The organism is Falsiroseomonas frigidaquae (assembly GCF_012163145.1).
GTDB lineage: Bacteria > Pseudomonadota > Alphaproteobacteria > Acetobacterales > Acetobacteraceae > Falsiroseomonas > Falsiroseomonas frigidaquae.
The window spans coordinates 119,029-136,092 of the sequence record NZ_JAAVTX010000001.1 but is presented as its reverse complement, the minus strand read 5'-3'; the positions used below and the strand labels follow the sequence as shown (position 1 = coordinate 136,092).

The 17,064-nt window shown below is 72.1% G+C and carries 12 protein-coding genes; 5 read left to right on the top strand and 7 right to left on the bottom strand.

The annotated features are described in order from the left end of the window. Window positions 1–48: 48 nt before the first annotated feature. Genes HB662_RS00570 through HB662_RS00555 form a run of 4 tightly spaced genes read left to right on the top strand, consistent with a single transcriptional unit; the run spans window position 49 to window position 3,567 of the window. The gene (locus tag HB662_RS00570; protein ID WP_168046113.1) at window positions 49–609 is read left to right on the top strand and encodes a TetR/AcrR family transcriptional regulator; all 561 of its coding nucleotides are present in this window, start codon (window positions 49–51) and stop codon (window positions 607–609) included. Then, window positions 606–1,640, top strand: coding sequence for an HlyD family efflux transporter periplasmic adaptor subunit (locus HB662_RS00565; protein ID WP_168046111.1), 1,035 nt, complete (start codon window positions 606–608; stop codon window positions 1,638–1,640). Before HB662_RS00570 ends, HB662_RS00565 begins: the two co-directional genes overlap by 4 nt. Continuing rightward, window positions 1,637–2,860, top strand: a complete 1,224-nt coding sequence (gene devC / locus HB662_RS00560; protein WP_168046109.1) for an ABC transporter permease DevC — start codon at window positions 1,637–1,639, stop codon at window positions 2,858–2,860. Before HB662_RS00565 ends, devC begins: the two co-directional genes overlap by 4 nt. Next, on the top strand, window positions 2,860–3,567 hold the full coding sequence (locus HB662_RS00555; RefSeq protein ID WP_168046107.1) for an ATP-binding cassette domain-containing protein: 708 nt from the start codon (window positions 2,860–2,862) through the stop codon (window positions 3,565–3,567). Before devC ends, HB662_RS00555 begins: the two co-directional genes overlap by 1 nt. A gap of 62 nt (window positions 3,568–3,629) precedes the next feature. On the opposite strand, the gene HB662_RS00550 is transcribed toward HB662_RS00555, so the two are convergent. The 7 genes from HB662_RS00550 to HB662_RS00520 all read right to left on the bottom strand — a co-directional run bounded on the left by HB662_RS00550 (window position 3,630) and on the right by HB662_RS00520 (window position 12,620). Further along, window positions 3,630–4,613 (bottom strand): Bug family tripartite tricarboxylate transporter substrate binding protein, encoded by a 984-nt coding sequence (locus tag HB662_RS00550; protein ID WP_168046105.1) that lies wholly within the window; start codon window positions 4,611–4,613, stop codon window positions 3,630–3,632. Between the two features lie 17 nt (window positions 4,614–4,630). After that, window positions 4,631–5,158, bottom strand: a complete 528-nt coding sequence (locus HB662_RS00545; RefSeq protein WP_168046103.1) for a 3-isopropylmalate dehydratase small subunit — start codon at window positions 5,156–5,158, stop codon at window positions 4,631–4,633. Next, window positions 5,155–6,489 (bottom strand): 3-isopropylmalate dehydratase large subunit, encoded by a 1,335-nt coding sequence (locus HB662_RS00540; protein WP_168046101.1) that lies wholly within the window; start codon window positions 6,487–6,489, stop codon window positions 5,155–5,157. Before HB662_RS00540 ends, HB662_RS00545 begins: the two co-directional genes overlap by 4 nt. Window positions 6,490–6,627: 138 nt before the next feature. Further along, the gene (locus HB662_RS00535) at window positions 6,628–7,497 is read right to left on the bottom strand and encodes a phosphotransferase (protein WP_168046099.1); all 870 of its coding nucleotides are present in this window, start codon (window positions 7,495–7,497) and stop codon (window positions 6,628–6,630) included. 2 nt (window positions 7,498–7,499) lie between these two features. Continuing rightward, a complete protein-coding gene (prfB, locus tag HB662_RS00530) occupies window positions 7,500–8,630 on the bottom strand; it encodes a peptide chain release factor 2 (RefSeq protein WP_168046097.1) in 1,131 nt (376 codons plus the stop codon). 114 nt (window positions 8,631–8,744) lie between these two features. Then, window positions 8,745–11,339 carry a penicillin-binding protein 1A gene (locus tag HB662_RS00525; RefSeq protein WP_245185361.1) on the bottom strand — a complete coding sequence of 865 codons (2,595 nt, stop codon included), beginning with the start codon at window positions 11,337–11,339 and terminating at the stop codon, window positions 8,745–8,747. 141 nt (window positions 11,340–11,480) lie between these two features. Next, window positions 11,481–12,620 carry an N-acetylmuramoyl-L-alanine amidase family protein gene (locus HB662_RS00520; protein ID WP_168046095.1) on the bottom strand — a complete coding sequence of 380 codons (1,140 nt, stop codon included), beginning with the start codon at window positions 12,618–12,620 and terminating at the stop codon, window positions 11,481–11,483. 840 nt (window positions 12,621–13,460) lie between these two features. Here HB662_RS00520 and HB662_RS00510 point away from each other — a divergent pair. Then, the gene (locus HB662_RS00510) at window positions 13,461–16,928 is read left to right on the top strand and encodes an Rne/Rng family ribonuclease (protein WP_245185360.1); all 3,468 of its coding nucleotides are present in this window, start codon (window positions 13,461–13,463) and stop codon (window positions 16,926–16,928) included. Window positions 16,929–17,064 lie beyond the last annotated feature (136 nt).

Below are 17,064 nucleotides of genomic sequence, written 5' to 3'. Positions count from 1 at the left end.
TCATCTTCGGGCCGTTGAAAAACCGTCCGGACGGTATAGTTAGCACGTATGGTTGATTCGCATGCTGATTCCCGCACCCGCATCCTCGATGCTGCCGAGGCGATCGTGCAGTCGCGCGGCGTGCCAGCCCTGACGCTGGAGGCGGCGGCGCGCGACGCGGGCATTTCCAAGGGCGGGCTGCTGTACCATTTCGCCTCGAAGGAGGCGCTGCTGAGCGGCATGCTCGGCCGGCTGGCCACCGCGATGCAGGCGGATTTCGCGGCCGCCGTCGCCGCGCAGCCCGAAGGCGCCGGCCGCGCCGCCCGGGCCATGCTGGCCTGGGCCTTCAACGAACCGATCGCCGCCTGCGAATTGCAGGACCGCGCCGCCGCGGTGTTCCTGGCCGCCTTCCACCACGACCCGGTGCTGCTCGACCCGGTGCGCGCGGTCTTCGCGGGCATGCGCGCCGCCATCGCCACGGACGGGCTGGCGCCGGGGGCGGGCCAGGCCATCATGTGCGCCACCGACGGGCTGTTCATGGGGCATGTCTTCGGCCTCTACACCCTGGACCGGGCGGAACTGACCGACCTGCGCGCGGCGCTGGAGCGGCTGCTGGAGACCTCGCCATGACCCGCACGCGCATGCTCGCCGGCGGCCTGCTGCTGCTGGTCCTGGCCGCAGGAGCCTGGTGGATGCTGGGCAGCGCCGCCGAGCCCGCATCCGCGCCGGCTACCGCGGCGACCGGCCCGGCCGGGGTAGGCGCGCTCGGCCGGGTGGAACCTGCCTCCCGCATCCGCCGCCTGGCGCCGGCCGGCGGGGTGGAGGGTACGCGCATCGCCCGATTGCTGGTGGCGGAAGGCGATGCGGTCCGCGCCGGCCAGGTGGTCGCCGAATTCCACGACGCCGCGCTGAAGGACGCCGCCCTGGCGCAGGCGGAGGCGCAGCTCGCCCAATCCGCCGCGCGCCTGGCCCGCACCCGCGCCGCCGGCCGCGCCAGCGAGGTCGCCGCCCAGCGCGCCAGGGTGGAGGCGCTGCGCAACGCCGAGGCCAGCGCGCGGCGGGAGGCGGAGCGGGCGGAGCGCCTGCAACGCAGCGGCGCCGGCGCCGAGGCCACCGCGGAACGCACCCGCTTCTCCGCCAACCAGGCCCGCGCCGAGCGGGCGGAAGCCGAGGCCGCGCTCGACACGCTGCTCAGCCCGCGCCCCGAGGACCTCGCGCTCGCCGAGGCTGAATACACCGCCGCCGAGGCCGCCGTTGCCCGTGCCCGCGCGGAAGCCGCCATGGCCCGGCTGCGCGCGCCGATCGACGGCACCGTGCTGCGCGTGCTGACCCGTGCGGGGGAAGCGGTGGGCAGTGACGGCGTGCTGGAAATGGCCGACCTGACGGCGATGGACGTGGTGGCGGAGGTGTTCGAGACCGACCTGCCACGCCTGCGCCAGGGCGCCCCGGCCGAGGTGGTGGTGCCCGGCGAGCCGCAGCGCTTCGCCGCGACGGTGCGCGAGATCGGCTGGCAGGTGCGCCGCACCACCCAGGCGGGCACCGATCCCGTCGCCGCCGTCGATGCGCGGACGGTGGAAGTGCGGCTGACATTGGCGGCGGAAGGCGTGGCGACGCTGGCGCGGCGCTCCAACATGCAGGTGCAGGTGGCGATCCGGCCATGAGCGCCCCGGCCCTTGGCGCCAGCATCGCCCTCGCGCCGCGGCGCGCGCCCGGGCTCGCGGCCTCCGCGCTGCTGGCGGTGCGCCTGGCCTGGCGGCAATTGTGGTCGGAGAAGGCGCGGCTGGCCTCCGCCATCGCCGGCGTCATGTTCGCCTGCGTGCTGGTCTTCATGCAGCTCGGCTTCCGTGCCGCGCTGTTCGACAGTGCCACGGCGCTGATCGGCGCGATGCGCGGCGACCTGTTCCTGATGCACCCGCTGACCACCGCCAGCTTCCGGTCGGAGCCGATGCCGCGGGTGCGCGCCTGGCAGGTGCTGGCGCTGCCGGAGGTGGAGCGTGCCGTGCCGATCTACCTGGCCCAGGCCACCTGGCGGAACCCGGAGAACGGCACCCGCCGTGCCATCCAGCTCGTTGGCGTGGACACCGATGCGGGGGTGGTGGATTTTCCCGGCCTGGCGCCGCTGCTGGACCGGCTGAAGCGCGCCGATACCATGGCCTTCGACCAGCGATCCCGCCCCGAATTCGGCCCGGTGCCGCAGATGCTGGCGGAACGCGGGCCGTTCGAGGTGCAGGTCGGCAACCGGGACATGGAGGTGGTCGGGCTGATCGAGATCGGGCCGTCCTTCGGCGCGGATGGCAACATCGTGCTGTCGGACGTGAATTTCCGCCGCGTGGTGAAGGAAAGGCTGCTTTCCTCCATCGACCTGGTGGCGATCCGCCTGCGGCCCGGTGCCGATGTCCTCGCCGCGCAGGCGAAGCTGCGGGCCCTGCTGCCGGCGGATGCGATGGTGCTGACCCAGGCGCAGCTCATCGCCCATGAGCGATCCTACTGGGAGGATACGACGCCGATCGGCTTCATCTTCTCCTTCGGCAGCCTGATGGGCCTCGTTGTCGGCATGGTCATCGTCTACCAGATCCTGTTCAGCGACATCGCCGGCCATCTGAAGGAATACGCCACGCTGAAGGCCATGGGCTATTCCAACGGCTATCTCGGCCAGGTGGTGCTGGGCGCGGCGCTGATCCTGGCGGTGGCGGGGTTCGTGCCGGGCTTCCTGGTCTCCGCCCTGCTGTATGATCTGGTGGGCAGCGCCACCTTCCTGCCGCTGGCGATGGACCTGGCGCGCGCCGGCACCGTCTTCGCGATGATCTTCACCATGTGCGCGGTGGCCGGGCTGCTGGCGATGCGGAAGCTGCGCGATGCCAACCCTGCGGACATGTTCTGATGCCGGCTGAAGCACCCGTCCTGCTGCGCGGCATCACCTTCGCCTATGGCGAGGGCGAGCTTCGCAAGGCCGTGCTGCGGGACGTGGACCTGACCGTGGCACCGGGCGAGATCGTGCTGCTGACCGGACCCTCCGGCAGCGGCAAGACCACGCTGCTGACGCTGATCGGCGCGCTGCGCGCGATGCAGGACGGCAGCGCCCGGGTGCTGGGGCAGGAGCTGAAGGGTGCGCCGGAATCGGTTCGCGTCCGCCTGCGCCGCAACATCGGCTTCATCTTCCAGAACCACAACCTGCTGGGCTTCCTGACCGCGCGGCAGAATGTGGCGATGGCGCTGGAGCAGGATGCGGCATTGGGGGAGCGCCAGCGGCTGGACCGCGCGGCCGAACTGCTGGGGCAGGTCGGGCTGGCGGAGCATCTGGACAAGCTGCCCGCCCAGCTTTCCGGCGGCCAGCGCCAGCGCGTCTCGGTCGCCCGCGCATTGGCGGCGGAGCCCGGCCTGGTGCTGGCGGACGAGCCCACCGCGGCGCTGGACAAGGCGAGCGGGCATGAGGTGGTGATGCTGCTGCGCCACCTCGCCAAGTCGCGCGGCGTGCCGATCCTGCTGGTCACGCACGACCCGCGCATCCTCGACATCGCCGATCGCGTGGTGGCGATGGAGGATGGGCGCATCGTGGGCGCCACCGCGGAGCGGAACGCGGCGGCCTGACCCAGGCTGCTTCCGACGCGTCTTGAGCGTCGCCTTGCGCAGCCGCAAGGCTTGAAGATGCTCTATTCCAGCTTGACGTTGCCCAGCCGCACGGCCTCCCGGTAGATGTCCAGCTCGTCGCGGATCACCTGGCCGTAATAGGCGGGGGTGATGTTGGCGGCGGGCGGAATCATCGCGCCCAGGCTGGTCAGGCGGTCCCGCACCGTGGCATCGGCCAGCGCGGCGGCCAGTGCGGCGCGCAGCTTCTCGACAACCGGCGCCGGCGTCCCGGCGGGCGCCAGCAGGCCGAGCGTGGTGCTGAGTTCCGCCTGGACCAGCCCGGCCTCGCGCAGCGTCTGCACATCCGGCAGCAGCGGGGAGCGTTCGGCGGAGGCGATGCCGAGGATGCGGGCGCGGCCATCGGCATGCAGCTGCAGCGCGCTGGAAAGCTGGTCGAACATCACCGGGATATTGCCCGCGATCAGGTCGTTCAGCGCCGGGCCGGTGCCGCGATAGGGCACATGCACCAGCCCCGCCCCGGTGCCGGCATTGAACAGCTCGATCGCCAGATGCGCGCCGGAGCCGGTGCCGGCGGTGCCGGCCGAGAAGCCGCCCGGCGTGGACTTCGCCGCCGCGACGAATTCCGCCAGGCTGCGCGCCGTGATGTCCTTCGCCACCATGAGCACGATCGGCACGCGATAGGCCATGCCGATCGGCGCGAAGTCGCGCAGCGGATCATAGGGCAGGCGTTCCATCGCCACGGGAAAGATCGAGACGGGCGCGGTGCCGGTGATCAGCATGGTGTGGCCGTCCGGCCGTGCCTTCGCCACGGCGTCGGTGCCGACGATGCCGCCGGCGCCGGCCCGGTTCTCCACCACCACCGGCTGGCCCAGCGCCTGGCTCATCGCCGGCTGCAGCAGTCTCGCGGTGAAATCCACATTGCCGCCGGGCGGGTAGCCGACCACCAGCCGCACGGGGCGGTCCGGAAAGGTCTGGGCCTGCGCCTGGCCGGTCGCGGCCAGCGCGAGGGCGGCCCCGCCGAAGATCGTCGTGCGACGTGTCACCATCTTCTTGTCTCCCCTGTTCAGCCTTGCGCCGCCCGCCGGGCGGCGAATTCGCGTTCCAGCAGCGGGATCGACCCGCCCGCGTGCCAGATCTGTACCATGCGTTCGGAGAATGGGCTGGCGCGCAACACGCGGCCATCCGGCAGGGTCACAAGCCCGGTCGCCGGGTCCGCCTCCAGCACCTCTCCATCCTGCACCGCGGCGTGGATGCCGGGGCAGATCATCACCGGCAGCCCGTGGTTCAGCGCCCGGCGCAGGAAGCCGGAATCGCAGGATTCCACCACGACCACGGCGATGCCGGAGGCGCGCATGGCGACGCTGACCTCGACATGGTTGTGGTGCGCGAAGTTGCGCCCGCCGACGACGATGTCGCCCTTCCGCACCTCGGCCGGGAATTCCGGCCGCAGCCGCCGGAAACACATGGCGCGCAGCGCGTCCTCGTCGAATTCCTTGCCGAAGCTGTCGCGGATGATGGCGAATTCGATGATGCCGTCATCGCCATGCACGTCGTCGCCGAATTTCCACACCCGGCCGCGCGGCACTGTCATGCCTCCACCTCCGACAGCATGTCGCGCGGATCGGTGATGCGCCCCGCCACGGCGGAGGCCGCGACCACCGCCGGCCCGGCAAGGTAGACGCGGGAGGAACGTGCGCCGTTGCGGCCGTGGTAGTTGAACTGCTGGGTGGAGATCAGCACCTCATTCTCGTTCAGCACGCCCTGGTAGCCCCAGCAGGTGGTGCAGCCGGGGGCGAGGATGGTGGCGCCGGCTTCGGCCAGCACCTCCAGCAGCCCCTCACGCGCCGCCTCGACATAGACGCCGCGGCTGCCGGGGGTGACATACAGCGTGACATGCGGCGCCACCTGGCGGCCGCGCAGCAGGCGTGCCGCTTCCCGCATGTCGTCCAGCCGGCCATTGGCGCAGGATCCGATGGTGGCCTGGTCGATCCGCCTGCCGGCCGCCTGTTCCACCGGCACCGCGCCATGCGCATCCGGCGGCACCGTGACCATCGGCTGGATGGCCGCGAGGTCGTAGGTCAGCCGCGTCATGTAGCTGGCGTCCGGATCGGCGCGCACCACCTGCCAGGGCCGGCCGGCGTCGCGGGCGCGCACATAGTCCAGCGCCAGCGCATCCGGCTCCATGATCCCGGTATAGGCGCCGGAGTGGAACAGGGAGGCGAGGATCGCCTGGCGGTCATCCAGGCTCAGCGTCGCCAGACCCGGCCCGTCGAACTCCACGCAGCATTGCAGAAGCCGCCCATCGGCGGTGCAGTCGCGCAGGATGGTCTGGATCAGATCCCGCGCCGTGACGCCGAAGCCGAGCCGCCCGGTCAGCGTGATGCGGGCGGAGGGCGGCACCGCGATCCAGTTCTCATCCTGGATGATGGCGACGATCACCTCCGTCGAGATCGGCAGGTTCAGCGCACCCAGCACGCCGATCGTCGCGATGTTGCCCTCGTCGGAGAAGATCAGCGTGCCCGGCCGGGCGAAGCCGCGCTCCGTCAGCACCAGGTGGCGCAGCCCGTTGCCGGGGCCGAAGAAATTCTCGATGCCCTGGCTTTCGCACCAGTCGCGCAGCGTGCGGTGGGTCTCGTGGTGGTGCGATCCCATGGCGGCGGAGGTGGAATGGTCGATCACCATCACCGCCTTGTCCGGGCGGGGAATCCGGTCCACGCCGATGCGTTCCAGGTTGCGCTTGTGGCCGGGCCAGAACAGCTCCTGGCAGGCCGTGTAGTCGGGTGAGACGGTGACGTATTCGCCGACCGAGACCTGATCCCGCCCGCAATGCGCAGCGATGATCTTCTGGGCGATGGTCTGGCCGATGGTCTGGCCGATGGTCTGGGCGGCGGTCCTGACGATGGCTGGGGCGGCGGCACTCATGCCGGTGCGCCCGGGGCGGCCGCGCCGCCAGATGTCCCGATCAGCATCCACCCTCCTCGCCGGTCTATGCGCGGCGTCGAACTCAAGGTTTATAGGTCATACTTATGGCCGATGAACAGGGGTGGATCGGGCTGGCCGTTACGGCAGGCGGTGCATCCAGCCCTGCAGGTTCGGCAGCAGGTCGAACCGGGCAACCTGCGCTTCCGTCGCCTCGCCCAGTTCCATCAGCCGCTGCAGCCCGGTCAGCAGCGCGACGCGGTCGCGGTCCAGGCGCCGGCCGGTCAGCGCTTCGTAATGCGCCATCATCCGGTCGGTCAGCTCCGGCGCGATGAAGCTGGGGGCCAGGAAGTCCCGGTGCAGCGGGCCGAAGCCGCTGCTGCCGAAGTCGAAGACGCCATGTACCCGGCCCGCCGCATGGTCGAAGGCGAGGTTCCAGCCATGCGTGTCGAAATGCCCGAAGACGATGCCGGCGGGGTCCGGCGCCATGGCAGCGCAATCGGTCGCGATCCGTGTCGCCGCCGCCCGCAGCCCGGGCGGCAGGCGCGGCAGGGCCTGGTGCAGGATCGCCTCGGGCGCTGGCCATGGCCACACCGGCCCGGCGCCCGCCTGCCGCAGCGGCGCATGGTCCAGGCCGTGCAAGGCGGCCTGGAAGCCGGCCAGATCCTCCGCCAGCCGCTGCCGTGCGGCCTCCGGCAGGGCGGCGTAGTGGGTTGGCAGCAGCGTGCCGCCCGGCAGTTTCACATGCCAGGCGAAGCAGGGAGGGCCGGGATGGAAGTGGGTGCGCGGCACCGCGAGCTTCACCGATGGCCCGATCGCCGCCAGCAGCCGCGCTTCCCGCGCCAATTCGCCCGCACCGCGATCGAAGCGCGGAAAGCGGAAGATCAGCCGGTCATCGACATCGACCGCCTGGCTTTCCCAGCCATCGGCCAGCAAGGTGAACCGGGCGCCGGCGAGGTCCGGGAAGGCGGCGAGGATGGCGGCGCGCAGCGCATCCAGCCCCGCCTCCACGGTCAGTCGGCCTTGGCGCTGGCCTCGGAGCGCGTGGTGCCGACGCGCTGGGCCAGGGCGGCGGCCATGAAGTCGTCGATCTCGCCATCCAGCACGGCGGCCGGATTGCCCTTTTCCACGCCGGTCCGCAGGTCCTTGACCATCTGGTAGGGCTGCAGCACGTAGCTGCGGATCTGGTGGCCCCAGCCGATATCGGTCTTGCCGGCCTCCACCGCGTCGCTGATCGCCTCGCGCTTGCGGAGTTCCAGCTCATAGAGCCGCGCCTTCAGCATCTCCATGGCGATGGCGCGGTTCTTGTGCTGGCTGCGGTCCTGGGTCGAGGCGGCGACCACGCCGGTTGGAAGGTGGGTAAACCGCACGCCGGATTCGGTCTTGTTGACGTGCTGCCCGCCCGCGCCGGAAGCTCGGAAGGTGTCGGTCTTGAGGTCGGCCGGATTGATCTCGATCTCGATCCGGTCGTCGATCACCGGATAGACGTAGACGCTGGCAAAACTGGTCTGCCGGCGCGCCGCGGCGTCGAAGGGGCTGATGCGGACCAGGCGATGCACGCCGGTTTCCGTCTTCAGCCAGCCGAAGGCGTTCGGGCCGGTGACCTGGATGGTGGCCGACTTGATGCCGGCCTGCTCGCCATCGGATTGTTCGGTCAGCGACAGCTTGTAGCCGCGCTTCTCGGCCCAGCGCGTGTACATCCGCAGCAGCATCTCGGCCCAGTCCTGGGCCTCGGTGCCGCCGGCGCCGGCGTTCACTTCCAGATAGGCGTCGTTCTGGTCGGCCTCGCCGGATAGCAGGCTTTCCGTCTCGCGGTGCTTCACCTCGGCGGCGTAGGTCTTGAGGTCGGCGACCGCGGCATCGGCGATGGCGACATCGCCCTCCGCCTCGGCCAGCTCGATCAGCTCCAGCGCATCCGCCACGTTGCGCTCCAGCGTCTGCACGCCCTCGATCTGCGCGGCCAGGCGGTTGCGTTCGCGCATCAGGGCCTGTGCGGCATCCGCCTTGGTCCAGAGGTCCGGATCCTCGGATTTCGCGTTCAGCTCCTCGAGCTGCCGCAGCGCCTCATCCCAATTGAGATGGGCGCGCAGCAGGGCGAGGCCCTCGGCGATCTGGGTCTTCAGGTTCTCGGCATCGGCGCGCATGGCGGGTTACCTAGAGCCCGCCCGGGCGGCTGTCGAGACAGCAGTCGAATTGCGGCCCGCCGCTTATGCGGCGAGCAAAGGCCGCGGAGCGACCGCCCGGCGCTTGAAGGGCGGCTAGTACAAACCGCCCAGGTTGCTGTCCACGCTGGCCGCCGCCGTACCAGGCTCCGGCGCCAGCGGGTCCATCGGCGGACGGGCGCTGTTCTCGGTGCCGGGCTTGAACGCTTCGTAGATGGTCTGGCCGTTCGGCAGTTGCAGCCGCACCAGCGCTACGCCCGGCGGCGCGCGGAAGGGCAGGGGAGGGCTGTCGCCCAGCGCCGCCGCCACCACGTCGCGGAAGATCGGCGCCGCATTGCTGCCGCCGGTCTCGCCATTGCCCAGGCTGCGCGGCTCATCGAAGCCGACCCAGACGGCAACCACCAGGTCCGGGGTGAAGCCGACGAACCAATTATCCTTGAAGTCGTCCGTGGTGCCGGTCTTGCCCGCCACCGGGCGGTCCAGCCCGGCGCCGGCCCGCGCCCCGGTACCGCGCTGCACGACGCCCTGCAGCATGCTGGTCATCTGGAAGGCGGAAACCGGGTCCGTCACCTGCTGGCGGGTTTCCGCCAGGGCCGGCGGCGGGCCGTTCGGCTCGCTGTTGCAGGCGCGGCATTCGCGCGCATCGGTACGCCAGACCAGGCGGCCCTGGCGGTCCTGCACGCTGTCGATCAGCGTCGGCGTCACCTGCCGGCCGCCATTCACGAAGCTGGCATAGCCAGCCGCCTGGCGCAGCACCGTGGTCTCCCCGGCGCCGAGCGACATGGCCAGCACGCGCTGCATGTTGGGGATGACGCCGAAGCGGGAGGCGACTTCCGCCACCGCAGGCATGCCGACCTGCTGCGCCAGGCGCACGGTGACGAGGTTGAGGCTGCGCTCCAGAGCGCTGCGCATCGTCACCCAGCCCTGCGGCGCGCCGCCGCCATAATTGCCCGGCCGCCACAGGCCCTGCGGCGTCATCACCTCCACCGGGCCGTCCAGCAGAAGCTGGTTCGGCGGGATGCCGGCCTCCAGCCCCGCCAGGTAGACGTAGGGCTTGAAGGAGGAACCCGGCTGCCGCTGCGCCTGGCTGGCGCGGTTGAACCAGGACCGCTCGAAGGACCAGCCGCCGACCATCGCCAGCACGCGGCCGGTGTTCGGGTCCATCGCCACCACGGCGCCCTCCACCTCCGGCATCTGGCGCAGGGTCAGGCGTTCCGGCCGGGCCGGGGTGCGGCCCTGGGCGGCGGTGGCGGGCAGGGTTTCCACCAGCACCACGTCACCCGGAGAAAGCACGTCCTGCATGCGCCGCGGCGCGCCACCGACGCGGCCATCCCGCACCGGGCGGGCCCAGCCGGAAACCTCGGCGAAGGGCAGCATGGCGGTGCGCGGCTGCGCCGCCGCACGGGCATCAGGCCGCTCCAGCCAGGCCATGCGCGCTTCCCGGTCGCGCACCTCCAGCGCCACGGCCAGGCGCCATTCGGCCGGCGCGCCGGGTGGGCGCTGCTGCGCCTGCAGCGCGGGCAGCCATTCCGTGGCCTCAGCCGGGATGCGCGCCACCGGGCCGCGCCAGCCGCCGCGCCGGCGGTCATAGGCCAGCAGCCCGTTGCGCAGCGCCGTCTCCGCGCCTTCCTGCAGCACCGGGTCGAGCGAGGTGCGGACCACGAGGCCGCCCATCGTGGTCTGGTCGGCGCCGAAGCGGGCGACCAGTTCGCGGCGCACTTCCTCGGTGAAGTACTGGCCCACCGGCACCACGTCCGGCCGCCGCTGCGGGCGGGGGACCAGCGGCTCGGCCTTGGCGCGCGTGGCATCCGCCACGGTCAGCGCGCCATCCTCCGCCATGCGGTCGATCACCCAGTTCCGCCGGCCGATCGCGGCCTCGGGGAAGCGGGCCGGGTTGTAGTTGTTCGGCGCCTTGGGCAGCGCGGCCAGGAAGGCGGCTTCCGCCGCCGAAAGGTCATCCAGCGACTTGTTGAAGTAGTTCTGCGCCGCCGCCGCCACGCCATAGGCCTGCTGGCCGAGGAAGATCTCGTTCAGGTAGATCTCGAGGATGCGGGCCTTCGGCATCGCCTGCTCGATCCGCAGCGCCAGGATCGCCTCCCGCACCTTGCGCATCAGCGTGCGGTCGTTGCCGACCAGCATGTTCTTGGCGACCTGCTGGGTGATGGTGGAGGCGCCGCCCATGCGGCGGCCGGTGCCCAGCTGCTCCAGGTTGGACACCACGGTGCGCGCGATGCCGATCGGGTCGACGCCGTGATGCGACCAGAAGCGCTGGTCCTCGGCGGAGACGAAGGCCTGCTGCACATGGCGCGGAATCGCCTCGATCGGCACGAAGACGCGGCGTTCCTGGGCCAGCTCGGCCATCAGCCGGCTGTCGCCGGCATAGATCCGGCTCATCTGCGGCGCCTGGTAATCCGCCAGCCAGCGGTAATCCGGCAGCTCCGCCGCGGCGGAGCGATACAGCGCATAGGCGGCACCGGCCCCGGTCAGGCCGATCGCCACCGTCAGGATGATGACGGTCTTCGCCAGGAAGCCCATGGTGCCGAAGAACCAGCCGCGCCCCGGGCGCGGAGCCTTGCGCTGGCGCGGGGCCTTGGGCGGGCGCGGCGGCTTGCCGGCGGGCGGTTGCGGGTCAGCGGCATTCGGGCGGCTGCCCACCATCGGGCCTTCGGCGCGGAGGTCGTGGGTGTCCATGGGCTCCCCATACACTGTCCGGCGGTGCGCGGCACATGCCAGCCGCATGACTCTGCCCTGCACCCGCGGAGACGTGTGCCGGAACTGGGGTCGGCGCGCCCGGCTTTCGAGGGCAGCGCCGCCGGTTCAAACAGACATGGCTCAGCCGAAGACGGCCGCCATGTCGCGCGACTGCGCCAGCCAGCCATGGATGGCACGGCCCATGGCGCGGGCCAGCTTGGCGCGATGATCCGCCCGGCGCAGCGCGGCCTCGTCCTGCGGGTCGGAAAGGAAGCCCATCTCGACCAGCACCGCCGGCACGTCCGGCGCCTTCAGCACCACGAAGCCGGCCTGGCGGTGCGTGTTGGGCAGCAGCGGCACGTCCTCCCCCAGTTCCGCCACCACCTGCTGCGCCATGCGGGCGCTGCCGATCCGGGTTTCCGCCTGGATCAGGGAGGCAAGGATGGCCTGCACCTCCGGCGGCACGGAGGGCAGGCGCAGCCCGCCGGCGCGATCCGCCTGGTTCTCCCGCCGCGCCAGCGCCCCGGCCAGCGAGTCGGAGCTGTCGCCAAGGGTATAGACGCTGGCGCCGCGCGCGCCCGGCGCGCTGTCCGCATGCAGGGAGACGAACAGCGCGGCCTGGCGGCGGCGGGCGAAATCCACCCGGGCGCCGAGGGCCACGAAACGGTCATTGCTACGGGTCAGCGCCACGCGGCAGCGGCCGCCGGCCTCCAGCACGCGCTTGAGCTGGATCGCCGCGGCCAGCACCACGCGCTTTTCCTGCGTGCCGCGGGTGCCGATGGCGCCCGGGTCGCGCCCGCCATGGCCGGGGTCGAGCACCACCAGCGGCAGGTCCGCCGTGCGGCGGGCGGCGGAGGCGGGGCCGCCGCCCTCGGCCATCACGCTGCCGCCGCCGGCCAGCCGCGCGAAGGGCGCGGCGGCGCCGGGCACCACCTCGATCACCAGCTGGTTGCCACTGGAAGCGGCGCGGCGCAGCGCCACCGGGCCGGACAGGTCGAGCCGCAGCCGGCCGCGCTCGATGCGGGCGGCGCGCACCGGCCCGGCGCCGCGCAGCCTGGTGGCGGCACGCCAGGCCTGGCCGGGCACTTCCAGCAGCAGGCGGTTCGGCCGGCGCGCGGCCAGCAGCTTCCAGCGCGCCCCGGCGGGCAGGGTGATGGTCAGGCGTGCGCCGGGGCCTATCGCCTCCAGCGATGCGCCGGTGACAGCGGCAAGGACTTCGGTTGGCGCAGGCAGCGCCGCCAGGCCGAGCATGAGGCTCGCCAGGGCTCGGCGACCGAGCATGGGTGGCACCCCCTTGATTCCGGCGGATCGGCGGCAACCGCCGGCCAATCCGCATGGGCAGGCCGCGCACGGCCCCCCGGCGCGGCAGGCCGGACCACCCCCCGGTGCCGGCCATGCGGGCAGATTGCCACATCCTGCCCGTGGCTTGCCAGCTTTGGTTGAGAGGCTGCGTGAGTTTGGCGCCCGCCGCGGCCTGCGCCAGGGGCCTTTTCGGGTCCATGGTCGGCGGCGCCTTGTGGAGGCTGGGCGGGCCGCCTATGGTGACCTGCCCCGGTGGCAACCGCCGCCGGCTTGGTTTGCGTGTCGCGCGGCTGCCCGGCCCCGCATCCGCCCGCGTTGTCGCGGTGGACAGGGTTTCGGGTCAATGGCCGGACTGCCTGGCATGGTGATGGGCATTGCCCAGCGTCGTGTTTCGCCAGGTGTCGCGACGCCGGCCCGGCCGGCGCGGAGCCTGCGCGGACACCCTGCGACCGATTCGTGCAGAAACGAGGTTGGAGACAGGGCGCCCCACAGGCCAGCCGCCCGCCCGATTGCGCCTGCGACCGGCGCCCCTGTTCATGGGGCATGCCGATTGAAGGGTTTCCGGGGCAGCGCGAGGCGCGCCCGCCGGGACCGGTCTGCCAGGGAGGATTTCCCCGGCGCATCGGCCCCACTGAACCCAACAGGGTCTGTCCCAGGGGCCATCCCCGGGGCGGGCCCGCCGCGACAAGGACCGGTTCGCCGCCGCATGGACGATTTCCTGCCGCCGATCCGTTCTGTCTCGGGCCCCGTCACCCCCGACCGCCGCTGCCGGCCCACGGGTCCAACCCCTGGCCAGCGCGGTGCGGAGTTTCCACCCCCATGACCAAGCGCATGCTGATCGACGCATCCCACCCCGAGGAAACCCGGGTGGTGGTGCTGGATGGCAACCGGCTCGAAGCCTTCGATATCGAGTCGGCGAACAAGATGCCCCTGAAGGGCAACATCTACCTGGCCCGCGTCGTGCGGGTCGAACCCAGCCTGCAGGCCGCCTTCGTCGAGTATGGCGGCAACCGGCATGGCTTCCTCGCCTTCAGCGAGATCCACCCGGACTACTACCAACTGCCCGTCGCCGACCGGCAGCGCCTGATCGAGATGCAGCAGGCCGAGGCGCGCGAGGAACAGGAACGCGAGGACGCCGAGGAAGCGGCCCGCGACGGCGACGAGGCCCTGACCGGCGCGTTGCAGGCCGCCATCGAGGGCGAGGCCGAGGTCGTGGCAGAGGATGCGGCAGAGGCCGGGTCCGAAGACGCGGCGGGCGAGCAGGTCCGATCGGCAGATGCCCGATCCGACGACGCCCGATCCGATGACACCCGATCCGACGACGCCGGGTCCGACCAGGCCGGCTCCGGCGATGCCGGGTTCGATGCGGAGGGTGATCGCGACCCGGGGCGCGCCATGCCGATGGCGATGCAGGTGGACCGCATCACCGCCGACGAACCGCCCGAGGCCACGACGCAGGCCGAGGCCGAAGCCGCCGCGGAAGACGCGGCCCTGGCCGCGGAGCGGCGCGAGAACGCCGAGGCCGCCGGCGACATGGAGGCGTCCGAGGATAGCGGCGCCGATGATGACGGCCGCGAGGACGGGCGCGGCGGCGATTCGGAAACCGGTGATCCGGAGAATGGCGACTCCGAGACCGGCGACTCCGAGACCGGCGACTCGGAGAACGGCGACACTTACACTGCGGATTCGGTGGCCGGGGAGCCGGGCGGCGAGCCGCGCCAGGCCCGCGGGCGCCAGGACCGTGGCGGCCGCGGCCGGGGCCGCGACCGGGATCGCGGCCGTGACCGCGACAGGGGTGGTGACCGGGGCGGCGACCGGGGTGGTGACCGGGGCGGCGATCGTGCGCGCCAGGACGACGAGGTCGAGAGCGTCGGCAATTCCGAGGCGCCGCCGCCCGAATCGCTCGGCGGCACCACCGAGGACGACGCGCGCGAGCGCCGCATCCCGCCGCGCTTCCTGCGCCACTACAAGATCCAGGAGGTCATCAAGCGCCGCCAGATCATGCTGATCCAGGTGGTGAAGGAGGAGCGCGGCGGTAAGGGTGCCGCGCTGACCACCTATATCTCGCTGGCCGGCCGCTTCTCGGTCCTGATGCCGAACTCGCCGCGCGGCGGCGGCGTCTCCCGCAAGATCACCTCGGCCGGCGACCGCAAGCGCCTGCGCGAGATCATCGACGAGCAGCAGCTGCCGCAGGGCATGTCCCTGATCGTCCGCACCGCCGGCGCCCAGCGCCCGAAGCCCGAGATCAAGCGGGACTGCGAGTACCTGCTGCGCCTGTGGGACAACATCCGCGAGCGCACCTTCGCCTCCACCGCCCCGGCGCTGATCTATGAGGAAGCCGACCTCATCAAGCGCTCGATCCGCGACGTCTACGGCAAGGACGTCGAGGAAGTGTATGTGGAGGGCGAGGAAGCCTATCAGGATGCGCGCGAATTCATGCGCATGCTGATGCCCGCGCACGTGAACAAGGTGAAGCCGGTGCGCGACGGCGTGCCGCTGTTTGCCCGCTACGGCGTCGATGCCCAGCTCGATGCCATGCACAGCCCGAATGTGCAGCTGAAGTCGGGCGGCTACATCGTCATCAACCAGACGGAAGCGCTGGTTTCCATCGACGTGAACTCCGGCCGCGCCACCCGCGACCGGCACATCGAGGACACGGCGCTGCGCACCAACCTGGAAGCGGCGGATGAGGTGGCGCGCCAGCTTCGCCTGCGCGATCTGGCCGGCCTGATCGTCATCGACTTCATCGACATGGAATCGGCGCGCAACGATGCGCAGGTCGAGCGTCGCCTGAAGGAAGCCCTGAAGCAGGACCGGGCCCGCATCCAGGTCGGCCGGATCAGCCATTTCGGCCTGCTGGAGATGTCCCGCCAGCGGCTGCGGCCTTCCGTGGTGGAACACGCCTATGTCGCCTGCCCGCATTGCCAGGGCCGCGGCCTGGTCCGCAGCGTGGAATCCAGCGGCCTGCAGGTGCTGCGCCAGATCGAGGAGGAGGGCGCCCGCCGCCGCGCCGCCGAGATCATCGTCCACTGTGCCATGCCGGTGATGCTGTGGCTGCTGAACCAGAAGCGCGAGCGGCTTGGCCAGATCGAGCAGCGCTTCGGCATGCGCGTGCTGGTGCAGCCCGACGACACGCTGATCCCGCCCGCCCTGCGGATCGAGAAGACCCGCGCCGCCAACCCGGATGCGATGCCGGAGCGTCCCTCCGCCCTGCGGATGGATTTCGCGCCGGAGCCGGAGCCGGTCGAGGAGGAGCCCGACATCGAGGAGATCGAGGCCGAGCCGCCGCCGCGAGCCGAATCCGAGCCGCGCCAGCGGGCCGAGGCGCCGGCCGAGAAGTCGGGCGAGCGCCCGGGCGAGAAGCCGGCTGAAGGCGCCGAGGGCGAGGCCGGTCGTCGCCGTCGCCGCCGTCGTCGCCGTGGCGGCCGTCGCGACGGGGTCGAGGGCGTCGAGGGCCAGGCGGGTGAGTCCGGCGGAACCGAGGAGGATGAGGCCGAGGACGGCGAGGAGACGGCCGAGGCATCGCCCGTGCCGCAGCCCGGCCTGGCCGACCCTGCCGTTGCTGCCGAGGGCACCAGTGTTCCTGCCGCGACCGGCCCCCGTGTTCCCGCCGCGGCCGGCGAGGAATCCCTCGCCGAGACCACGGATGAATCCGAGGAGGATGAGGCCGCCCGTCGGCGTCGCCGTGGCCGCCGCGGCGGTCGTCGCCGGCGTGAGGAAGGCGAACAGCCGGCCGAGCCGGTTGCCGCCCTGCCGAGCCCGACGCCGCCGCAATCCCCGCCGCCGGCCCGCCGCGCGCCGACCCCGGCCGACCCCTTCGCCGGGCATATGGACGACATCTTCATGGCGATGGAGGCAGCCGAGGAGGCCGCCGAGCGCGCCGTGAAGTCCCGCCGCCACGCCCAGCCGGCCGTACAGCCGGTTGCGGAAGTGCCGGTTGTTCAGGAGCCGGTGGTGCAGGAGCCGGTGGTTCAGGCTCCGGTGGCCGAGACGCCACCGGCTGAGCAGCCGCCCGCCGAGTTGCCGGCGCCGGTCGCCATCGCGGCGGCGCCCGCCATGGTCGAGCCGGTGGCACCGCCCGATTCGGCCCTGGCCGAGCCGCCGGCTGCCGCCGTTCCGACACCGGTCCCGGCGCGTGAACCGGCGCCCGAGCCGGCGCCCGAACCGGCGCCCGCCGCCACAGAGGCCCCCGCCGAGCCGGTCGCCGCGCCGCCGGTGGCGCCGATCGTGCTGGGTGAGGGCGCAGTGCCGGAACTGCCGCGCAAGCGGGGCTGGTGGCGCGCCTGACCCCGAGGGCCCGGGCGGCAACGCCCGGGCCGCTTATCTCTGATTAAGCCGGCGGTCCGGTTGCGGCCCGCCGCGCCAGCGGCGAGGATGCCCGCCTGAGACCGTGCCGGTACCGGCGCGGCCGGGAGGGAGTAGC